The 10,982-nt window shown below is 40.7% G+C and carries 8 protein-coding genes; 6 read left to right on the forward strand and 2 right to left on the reverse strand.

Annotation, left to right across the window (positions count from 1 at the left end):
* Positions 1-80: 80 nt before the first annotated feature.
* The 3 genes from ACTNES_RS05170 (at position 81) to yicI (ending at position 6,153) form a co-directional block, all read left to right on the forward strand.
* Positions 81-1,094 (forward strand): LacI family DNA-binding transcriptional regulator, encoded by a 1,014-nt coding sequence (locus tag ACTNES_RS05170; protein WP_216458570.1) that lies wholly within the window; start codon positions 81-83, stop codon positions 1,092-1,094.
* Positions 1,095-1,251: 157 nt separating this feature from the next.
* Positions 1,252-3,375 (forward strand): glycoside hydrolase family 36 protein, encoded by a 2,124-nt coding sequence (locus tag ACTNES_RS05175; protein WP_320813406.1) that lies wholly within the window; start codon positions 1,252-1,254, stop codon positions 3,373-3,375.
* A gap of 423 nt (positions 3,376-3,798) precedes the next feature.
* Positions 3,799-6,153, forward strand: coding sequence for an alpha-xylosidase (yicI, locus tag ACTNES_RS05180; protein ID WP_441038715.1), 2,355 nt, complete (start codon positions 3,799-3,801; stop codon positions 6,151-6,153).
* Positions 6,154-6,302: 149 nt separating this feature from the next.
* Here the strand turns inward: yicI and ACTNES_RS05185 are convergent, their stop codons facing one another.
* Together ACTNES_RS05185 and ACTNES_RS05190 are read right to left on the reverse strand one after the other, a co-directional pair.
* The gene (locus ACTNES_RS05185) at positions 6,303-6,926 is read right to left on the reverse strand and encodes a hypothetical protein (RefSeq protein WP_441038717.1); all 624 of its coding nucleotides are present in this window, start codon (positions 6,924-6,926) and stop codon (positions 6,303-6,305) included.
* A gap of 117 nt (positions 6,927-7,043) precedes the next feature.
* Positions 7,044-8,348 carry a serine/threonine protein kinase gene (locus ACTNES_RS05190; RefSeq protein WP_441038718.1) on the reverse strand — a complete coding sequence of 435 codons (1,305 nt, stop codon included), beginning with the start codon at positions 8,346-8,348 and terminating at the stop codon, positions 7,044-7,046.
* A gap of 184 nt (positions 8,349-8,532) precedes the next feature.
* Here ACTNES_RS05190 and ACTNES_RS05195 point away from each other — a divergent pair, with 184 nt between their 5' ends.
* The 3 genes from ACTNES_RS05195 (at position 8,533) to ACTNES_RS05205 (ending at position 10,784) form a co-directional block, all read left to right on the forward strand.
* A complete protein-coding gene (locus tag ACTNES_RS05195; RefSeq protein ID WP_441038720.1) occupies positions 8,533-8,880 on the forward strand; it encodes a DUF2752 domain-containing protein in 348 nt (115 codons plus the stop codon).
* A gap of 110 nt (positions 8,881-8,990) precedes the next feature.
* On the forward strand, positions 8,991-10,028 hold the full coding sequence (locus tag ACTNES_RS05200) for a M15 family metallopeptidase (protein ID WP_441038722.1): 1,038 nt from the start codon (positions 8,991-8,993) through the stop codon (positions 10,026-10,028).
* Positions 10,029-10,052: 24 nt separating this feature from the next.
* Positions 10,053-10,784 (forward strand): PP2C family protein-serine/threonine phosphatase, encoded by a 732-nt coding sequence (locus ACTNES_RS05205; RefSeq protein ID WP_441038724.1) that lies wholly within the window; start codon positions 10,053-10,055, stop codon positions 10,782-10,784.
* Positions 10,785-10,982 lie beyond the last annotated feature (198 nt).

Consider the following 10,982-nt stretch of genomic DNA (forward strand, 5'->3'; position numbering starts at 1 on the left):
TGATATTACTTCAAAATATTTGACAGGAATAGCAGTCGGGAAATTTTGTCTGCTCATAAAATGGAAGGAAATGAATACGCATGGTAACGATTAAACAGATTGCAGAAATGGCAGGAGTGAGCACAACGACTGTATCAAATGTCCTGCATAAAAAGACTGCCAGGGTTTCAGCTGAGACAATAGAACGAATAGAGAAACTTCTGGCGGAGAATAACTACATCCCCAGACTGGGCCTGAATGCGCTGACCAATAAGAGCTCAAAGATCATCAGCATTTTGATCAACACGCCGGCATTTGCAAAAGGATCAGCATATGAGAACCCATTTTATGGAAGGATCATCGGCAGACTGGAGCAGATTCTGCGAGAGAAGGGTTATTATATTATGATCTTCTCAGATAAGAATGTGGAAGAAATTGAGAAGATGACTCTTGGCTGGAATGTAGATGGGATCATTTCTATTTCCATGCCTTTTACATACTGTAAAAAGATTGCAGGGCTTTCTGATAAACCTATGGTTGCCATTGATATGGGAGAATTGCCGAAGGAAGAAGAGAAGTTCTATGTTGTGACTTCTGAAGATGAAAAGGCGGGCATGACAATGGGAGAATATCTGATTTCTCACGGGGCCAGGAGGATTATTTATCTGGCAAATGATAAACATGGCGCAGATTACCGAAGATATCAGGGAACTAAAATAGCGGCAGAGAACAGAGGGTGTGAACTGGATACCAGATGGCTTCCGGTAGAAATGGAAGGAAGACAGGAAGTATACAGGGAATTGCTGAAATATGCAGGAACAGATACCGCGCTGTTCTTTTCCACGGACAGAAATGCAGCAGAGATGATTTCTTTTCTTCGCAGAAATCACATACGTGTGCCGGAAGAGTTTTCAGTCGCGGGAATCGATGACGATGTCTTTGCAACAATCGTATATCCGGAACTTACTACTATGAGGATTGATGTGGAAGAGAAAGCGGATGTGGCTGTGGATATATTGATGAAACTGATTCAGGGAGAAGAGTGTTCTGATTATATTTATAAAACGAAAGTGCAGTTGATAGAGCGGGAAAGTGTAAGAATGTTGCAGAAGTAATACATATGACGGCAGAAGTGACTAGGTATTGATTGTGCATTCTGGTATAAACGGATAATGGCTAAAAGATATGGTGTTATTGTCTGGCAGTCGTCCGATAAATAAAGAAAAATGTAAGCTAATGTTTTGCAGTTAATATGCAGAAAAGAGGAAGAGGATGGAGAAAGTATTTAAGATTCATGAGAATGGAATTTACATGGTATGGAAGATCAGAGAGGACGGCGGGGTCCGTCTGCTGCATTTTTCCGCATTGCCATTTGATGAGAAGACACTGAAGAATGACTATGAAGAAAATGGCTGTAGACTGGTAGAGTTAGAAGCAGCAGGCTACGACAGACCGGAAGAGCGCCACGGAACAAAATATATCGTAACTGCACCGGGCTATCGGATGAAATATGTGAGCCACAAAGATGAGAGAAATGAAACAGGAAGAAAACTGGAAATCTGTACTGCAGATGAAGAGTCCGGCTTACAGGCAATCAATCATTTTCAGTTCTTTGACGGGATTGCAGTTGTAAGATGCTGGTGCGAGGTTGAGAATACAGGTACGGAAGTGCAGACTCTGGAATATGTTTCTACATTTAATCTGAATGGAGTAGAGAAGGAAGGCATCCTGACTCCTGATGAGAAGATCCGTATCGGAGTGGTACATAATGCATGGCAGAAGGAACTTCAGGTAAGAGAATATTCTCTTCCAGAGGTCGGCATGGAATTTGCACAGCTCAATGCACCTGTCCGCTCATCCAAAGCTTTTGAGATCACCAATACAGGAAACTGGTCTGCAAAGAGTTACATTCCAATGGGGTATGTGAGAAATACAGAAACAGGCAGCAGACTGTTCTGGCAGATTGAACATAACGGTTCCTGGCACTGGGAAGTCAGTGATTTTACCAATCATCTGTATGTACAGCTCAGCGGTCCGACGGAACAGCAGTCCCATTGGTTTAAAGACCTGAAACCGGGAGATAAATTTGTTACAGTACCTGCAGGTGTAGGTGCAGTGACTGGTGACCTTGGAAATATGGCAAAAGAACTGACGAAATACAGAAGAGCGCTCCGCAGAGAAAATCAGGATAATGAAAAGCTTGGAGTTATTTTCAATGATTATATGAACTGTCTCTGGGCAGATCCAACTACAGAGAAAGAATTCCCGCTGATCGATGCAGCAGCGAAAGCAGGATGTGAATATTTCTGCATTGATGCCGGCTGGTATGCCGATGGATTCTGGTGGGATGCGGTAGGTGAATGGAAACCATCTCAGAAACGTTTCCCGGGTGGGATCAAAGAAGTGATCGACTATATCCGTTCAAAAGGAATGATTCCGGGACTCTGGCTGGAGCTTGAAGTAATGGGAATCAAGAGTCCTATGGTAGAGAAAATGCCGGAGAAAGCATTCTTCCATAGACATGGAAAACGAATTTATGACAGAAGCAGATATCAGCTGGATTTCCGTCAGCCAGAAGTTATCGCGCATGCAAATGAAGTAATTGATCGTCTGGTACAGGAATATGGAATCGGTTATATCAAAATGGATTATAATATTGAACCAGGAATCGGCACAGAAGTAGATGCTGCATGCCCAGGCGAGGGACTGCTTGGTCATGAGAGAGCTTATCTGGCATGGCTGGACAGTGTTTTTGAGAGATATCCGGATCTGATCATTGAGAATTGTTCCAGTGGTGGTCTGCGTATGGACTATGCGATGCTTTCCAGATATAGTATTCAGTCTACCAGTGATCAGGAAGATTACAGATATTATGCAACGATATCTGCCAATGCACCTCTGGCAGTTGCTATGGAACAGGCTGCTGTCTGGTCTTATCCCAAAGCAGGAGCAAGTGAGGAAGAGACTATCTTTAATATGGTAAATGCCATTCTTCTCCGTATCCATCAGAGCGGTCATCTGGCAGAGATCACAGATGTTCAGAAGGGACTGGTAAAGGAAGCGCTGGATTATTATAAAACCATCCGTGGAGACATCCGCCAGGCATATCCGTACTGGCCGATCGGAACTTCCAGTTATTCTGACAACTGGTCTGCTTTGGCTCTGGACGCAGGAAAGAAGCACTATGTGGCAGTATGGCGCAGAGGCGGTGAAGACAGGATCACACTTCCAATGACAAGACTTGCAGGAAAAGAAGTGAAAATCCGCTGTGCATATCCGCAGGAACGTCCGGTTACATTTGGATGGAATGCAGCAGAAAGTTCTCTGAGCGTGAGAATGAAAGAGGAAATCTGTGCACGTCTGTTTGAAATTGAAGTTGTGAGTGATAAAAAATAAATTGTATATAGCTGGATAGAGAAGTGTCAGAATGGGCTGTCTGGATATCATTTTTGTAATGATATCGTCAGTCCATTTTGCATTAATGGCAGAAACTGAAATCCAAATTATTTTATTATAGCAGAAAATTATTCAACAATATTTCGATGGACGGAAAAGCTTTGGGAAAGTGTTTTTTGTTTTATTAAAGGTTATGAAGAAAACTTACAATAAAATAATGGAAGATAGCGAATAAAATGTTGACACTGCACATAAAACGGGTTATATTGAGAATAACAAAATGAGTTGTTTCTGCTTCATAATTAAACAACTCAAAGAGACAATAGAAACCTAATTTTAACCGGACAGCAAGGCATCTATCTGGTTATGACAAACAGCAAAGCGGATGATTTTACCTGCTTGATCAAAACAGGAGGATCAGGAATGAAGTTCACAGAAGGTTACTGGGAGAAGAATGAACGTGCAAACGCATCCTATGCGATGCAGGCTTTTACAGCGGAAGCAATTCCGGGCGGAATGAGAATCGTTTCTCCGTTCCGTGAGATCAATGACAGAGGCGGTGCTCTGGACGTAGGAACCATCACTACAGAGTTTACTTCCATACGTAAGGATATTATCAGTGTCAGAAGCTATCACTATGAAGGCTACGTAAAAGGTGAGCCGAGATATGAACTGAATGAAGATCCACAGGAAACAGAAGTAGAAATTACGGATTCAAAAGCGGTAATGAAAGCCGGAAGAATGACAGTAAGAGTGGATCTGAAAGATTTTAAAATTACTTATGAAGCAGACGGAAAAGTTCTTACAAACATCGGATTCCGCAATCTTGGATATATGCAGTATGACAGAGCCACTCTGACGAAATTCCCGGAACCAAACTATATGGCAGCACAGTATCAGCCATACATGGTAACTGAGCTTTCCCTTGCACCGGGAGAATGCGTATATGGTCTGGGTGAGAGATTTACAGCATTTGTAAAGAATGGTCAGGTTGTTGATATCTGGAATGAAGATGGCGGTACAGCTTCCCAGATTTCCTATAAGAATATTCCATTCTATGTAACAAGCAAACATTACGGCGTATTTGTAGATCACAGCGATCATGTTTCCTTTGAAGTTGCAAGTGAGAAAGTAGAAAATGTTGGATTCTCTGTAAAAGGCGAAGAGATCAGATATCATATTATCTATGGCGATGACATCAAGGGTGTGATCGAGAACTACACGGACCTTACAGGAAAACCGGCACTGCCGCCGGCATGGTCTTTCGGATTATGGCTGTCCACATCCTTTACCACAAATTACGATGAAGAGACAACAAATTCCTTTATCCAGGGAATGGCAGACAGAGATATTCCTTTAAGTGTATTCCATTTCGACTGCTTCTGGATGAAAGAATTCCACTGGTGTGATTTTGAATGGGATTCCAGAATCTTCCCGGATGTACCTGGAATGTTGAAGAGATATAAAGACAAAGGTCTGAAGATCTGCGTATGGATCAATCCGTATATTGCACAGGGAACCAACTTCTTTAAAGAAGGTCTGGAGAATGGATATCTGGTACAGCGTGCAGACGGAAGAGGTATTAAGCAGATCGATAACTGGCAGCCGGGAATGGGACTGGTTGATTTTACAAACCCGGATGCAGTGAAATGGTATCAGAACAAACTGAAAACTCTGCTGGATATGGGCGTTGACTGCTTTAAGACAGATTTCGGTGAGAGAATACCGATCGATGTGAAATACTACGATGGATCTGATCCTGTTTCTATGCACAACTATTATACATACCTTTACAATCAGGCTGTGTTCAGTCTGCTTAAAGAAGTAAAAGGAGAAGGAGAAGCAATCCTTTTCGCAAGAAGTGCGACAGCAGGCGGACAGCAGTTCCCGGTACACTGGGGCGGAGACTGTTCTGCAACCTATGCATCTATGGCCGAGAGTTTACGTGGCGGTCTGTCCTTTACTTTGTCTGGATTCTCCTTCTGGAGCCATGATATGGGCGGATTTGAAATGACAGCAGCACCGGATGTATACAAACGCTGGCTGCAGTTTGGCCTTCTTTCCACACACAGCCGTCTTCACGGATCCAAGAGCTATCGTGTACCGTGGCTGTTTGATGAAGAAGCAGTAGATGTTTGCCGTAAATTTACAAAACTGAAATTAAGATTACTTCCATATCTGTATTCCATGGCTGTGAAATCCCACAGAACCGGTATTCCGTCCATGCGTGCAATGATCATGGAATTCAACGATGACCCTGCAACAAAATATCTGGATATGCAGTACATGTTAGGTGACAGCATCCTGGTTGCACCAATCTTCAATAAAGAAGGACATGCAGAATACTATCTGCCGGCCGGAAAATGGACCCATCTCTTAAGCGGAGAGGTAAAAGACGGCGGGAGATGGTATGAAGAAGACTATGACTTCTTCTCACTGCCTGTATTCGTAAGAGAAAATACTCTGCTTCCGATCGGTGCAGTAGATACTACTGTTGATTATGAGCTGGAGAAAGATGTACAGATCCAGGTTTATGAACTGAATGGAACAAGCTCCTGTGAAGTAGTGACACGTACAGGGGAATCTGCATTTACAGTGAATGCAGTAAAAGAGGAAAATAAACTGACTCTGGAAACAACCAAAGAGAATCCGGGAATGACATATTTGCTCAGAAATATTCATGAAGTTTCTGCAGTTGAAGGTGGAAGCGTAGTGAAAGATACAGAAGAGGGAATTATTCTGGCAGCAGAAGGTTCTAAGACAGAGGTGACATTCTAATCTGTGAAAACGAGCAGAATTCTTCAGATGAATGCGTACAGGCCTGGATAAAATGGAAATAGAAGAATAAGAAAAACAGGAATAAGAAACAGGAGGCTTGTCAGTGACGGACTGATGAACCTCCTGTCTTTGCTTTTTTACTCAAAAATCTAATTGTTTTTTGATAAGTAGATATCCTTATTTACAAAATATGCAGTTAAGCTGATCACTGCGGTAAGAAGCAGAAAGAAGATTCCAAGGAATACTGTGATGCCGCTGGAATGTACCATGATTTTGAACAGATCAGTAAAGGTAATGGAAATATCCTGGATGTAATCGGAAATAATATCCGGAATGCTGGATTTGATCCGCCACGGGATGTACAGAAAATCCGTTACAACTAAAAAGATACCACTCAGTAAACAAAATCCGTAACTGAGCAGATATTTCCACCGCTTTGTCAGCAATCCTGAAATTGCTACAGATAAAACAGAAAAAATGCAGGGTATAATAAAACTGATTTTATACATGAAAAGCAATCGGGAAACTTCTTTGATTTCAACAAGTTGATCTCCAACAACTTTGGCAGTTTCGCCTGCCAGACTATGTACCAGATCTTTCAGTAAGCTGTTTTCACTATCTTCGGAATCTGTCAATGTGGTATCTTCCAGAAGACTGGTAACGTTATTTTTTATAATATCTCCAGCAGTATTGCTGTGTATGGAAGAAGCACCCAGACAGACTGCCGCCAGAAGACCAGTGATTAATATGATTGTTGTGAACAGTTTATTCATGTGGAGATTCCTTCTTTCTTTATTGCAGTGAGTGTATGAACTATATATTGGCATAGATATAAATTGCGAAACGATTGTTTGGACTCATACGACTTACTGAAACTAGCTATTTGTCATTTAAGCTACATTCACATCTTCTTCTATATCAGATTCTACAAAATTAGCAGTAACTGTAAAATCGGATGATGCATTGTAGACTTCTGTAAAATCTTGCGATTCATTGCAATTTTCTATAAAATCGGAAGTTTCGTTCTGAGCGGTTATATTTATGCTGATCGTCTGATTCTGAGTCAGATACATGACCCACATAAAAATAATAACAAGAATACAGAGAATAAGGATAACTTTAAGCCCTCTGTATTTCTTTTTGGGTTTTGGCTTCTTATTGTCGTCAGATCTGGCCGGCGTTGATGGTGGCTTTGGTGCAGACTTCGGCATCTCTGTAAAATTTTCTGATTCATAAAGTGCAGAATATAACTTCTGCATGGACTGGAAACGATCTTCCGTATGAATACTCATACCTTTTTCAATTGCATAGGCAGCTGCAGGCGGACAGTCAGAAGCAAGTTCCCGGATCGGCTGCAGATTTTCGTGATAGGCACGTTCCAGAGATTCCGGAGGAATAGTTCCTGTGATGCAGCGGTACATCGTGGCACACAGCGCATAGACATCTGTCCAGGGACCCTGGTTTCCGTGGGCACGGTATTGTTCTTCCGGTGTATATCCCGGTTTTAACATAATAGACATACTCTTTCCGGTTGAGAAAATATAATCTCTGGCACCGCCGAAATCAAGAATTTTAACTGCTCCGTCTTTACAGAGCATGATATTGTCAGGACTGATATCACGATGGATCAGATTCATATCATGAACTTTTGCCAGAGAATGGATCACTGGCTGCATCATTTGCAACGTTTTTTGAGCAGAGAGCTTTCCTCCATTTTGTTTCAGATAGGATTTCAGGGTCATTCCGTTGATATATTCCATTACAATATATGCGGTATGATTTTCCTTGAAGAAGTCCTTCACTGAAACAATTTCAGGTAAGTTATTGCACTTTGCCAGAAGCCTTGCTTCATTAATAAATTTCTCCCGTCCTTCTTCAAATATGTCATGCATAGAACTTGAATAAGAAATGACGGTATTGCTTTCAGATCTGTTTCTGGTTGCACATCCATTTGGATAGTATTCTTTGATCGCAACTTTCATTTCCAGATTCAGATCCATACCAATATAAGTAATGCCAAAACCGCCTTCGCCGATCGCCATACCAAGCAGATATTTACCTGCAAGAATGGAAAATGGCTGGAGATGATAAGGTGGGATTTCTGCTGTTTTCGGATCAAATCCACAGAAAGGGCAGATTTCACTGGCACTGTTTTTTTCCTGCATGCAATGTATGCATAAATTTTCTATTTTCATATGTAACTCCTTGGGTTAGATAGTTTTATTATAATCACAAAATGCATGTAATACAACCCAAAACAGGAACTGATTAATAACATTAATAGCATAAATATGCGCATAAAATGATGGTCTACATAGTGGAAAAACATGAAAACATGTATTATAATGAATAAGAATATATAGTTTAGAGAAAAAGCGTATGAATAGTTTGAAAACATTGAATATAAAAGAAATTGGAAAGAGAGCAGGAGAAATACTGCTGATATTTCTATTCTGTCTGTTTTACAGATGCCCGTTTAAGTTATTTCTGCATGTCGAATGTCCGGGATGTGGCATGACGCGGGCTATGATTTTTGTATTAAAACTGGATTTCAGACAGGCATTTGCGTATCATCCATTATTTCCGATAGTGATTCTGGGAGGAGTCTATTATATATTCCGGACACAACTTCGGAGGTGGTTTCATATTGGAGCTAAACAGGAAAATATGATGTTGCTGGTAGCCGGAATGATTTTTCTTGGAAGATGGATCTGGATGAGAATTTAATCGAATCAAGTAAGTTCTTCGATTCAATTGCGAAAAGCAGTAAGAAGTGGGTGAGACTTACTTAAAATTTAAGATAGAAATCTTTATGAGAAATACGAGGGAGAAACAAGATGCTTGAAAAAAGAAAGAGACGTGTGAAATTTATCATTCTTACAGTGCTTTGTGTTGTACTGGCAGGAGTTTCTGTAGTGGAAGGAATTCTGTATTTACAGACAAGAAGAAATTACGATTATTTACAGTCACAGAAAACAGAAATTAAACAAAAGTATAAAGCAGCTAATAGTCAGTTGAAAGAAAAAGATGACAAGATTACTCAGCTTGAACAGGATGTGGAAGATCTGAAACAGCAGGTGCAGACTTTACAGCAGACACAGACAGAAGCTGTCCAACAGAATGAAGAAGCACAGGCAGTGGAATCACAGACAGAGACAACACAGGAAGAAGGAATGCTTTCTCCATCATCAGGAAATTCAGCATTTTTAGATGTACAGTTAAGAGCCGGTGAAGCAATCAGTGATGATGAAATTATAAATATCGATAAATATTTTACTTCCTCTGTAATTGAAAGAGGTGATGCGGTTTTCAACAGGATTAACGGGAAATCTTATCGAGATAATAATGATATTGCCTTGGAAGATCTCAGATATCTGACTATCCCATATTATAATTTTGAGCAGCAGGTGATGCTGGGAGAAATGATTGTTAACGTAGACATTCAGGAGGATGTGCTAAATATCTTCAAAGAATTATTTAATAATAAATATGAGATAAACTCTATGAAATTGATTGACGATTACTGGATACTAGGAACTGATGGAAACAAAGCAGATAACAATTCTATTGAAGAGAATAATACTTCTTGTTTTTGTTATAGACAGGTAACCGGTGGAGAGAGTATTTCCAATCATGGATATGGAAGAGCAATAGATATTAATCCACAGCAGAACCCATATGTGGAAAATGGGAAAAATAGTCATAGAAATGCGGATGAGTATGTGAACAACAGATATGTTGGTGAACCGCATGTAATCGTAGCAAGTGATGAAGATATCTGTTACTCTATATTTACGAAATATGGATTCACCTGGGGAGGTAATTGGACAAATCCGATTGATTATCAGCATTTTGAAAAAGCAGTGGCGTATTAAAACAATAATGGAAGGACCAATAGTATGATTAGCTATTCAATGATAAGTCGCCCAGGCAGCAGGCAGTGTAATGAGGATTCTGTAGAGATGTGTACGATGGAAGAAAACTATGTATTTACACTTGCAGACGGTCTTGGCGGTCACGGGGGCGGGGATGAAGCTTCGGCCTGTGTGACAGGAGAAGCAATTGATGTATTCCGGCGGGAGAGAGACAGTAATGAGTATCTGTCTCATGCGTTTGAAAACGCACAACAATGGCTTCTGCAGAAGAAAGCACAAAAAGGAAAAAAAGAAGAAATGAAGAGCACTATGGTTGTGCTCCAGATTACAGAAAAACAGATACGTTGGGGACATATCGGAGATTCCAGACTCTATTATTTTCACAAAGACCGGATGGTAAGCAGAACTCTGGATCACAGTGTACCGCAGATGCTTGCACTGGGAGGCCAGATTAAAGAAAGGGAAATCCGGCATCATAAGGACAGAAACCGAGTACTGCGTGTTCTCGGGACACCGTGGGAAGGGGAAGCTTATTCACTGGCTGACCCCATTGAGAAAACAGGAGATCAGGCATTTATCCTTTGTTCAGATGGTTTCTGGGAACTGATCACAGAGAAAGAGATGGAGAAAACCTTGAAACAGTCCTACAGCGTGGCACAATGGCTTGAGAAAATGGAGAAGATTGTGCAGAAACATGGTGAGGGTAAAGATATGGATAATTATTCTGCAATCTGTGTTTATATTGATTCTAAGTAAAATACTTACAGGAATCAGACTATGGATGCTTATATTTATAAAGAATATAGAAATTGAACATAGAATATTTATCCGTTGAATAATCAAACACCACTTTACAACTTTTTGAATAAAAAATATCGTACAGGGACTTTCTGATGTATAATAAGTTTGCGACAACTATTACAAAGGAAAGTGACCCTGTACGACAAACTCATT

The sequence above is a fragment of the Blautia sp. HCP3S3_D9 genome (genome assembly GCF_052063845.1).
Taxonomy (GTDB): Bacteria; Bacillota; Clostridia; order Lachnospirales; family Lachnospiraceae; genus Blautia_A.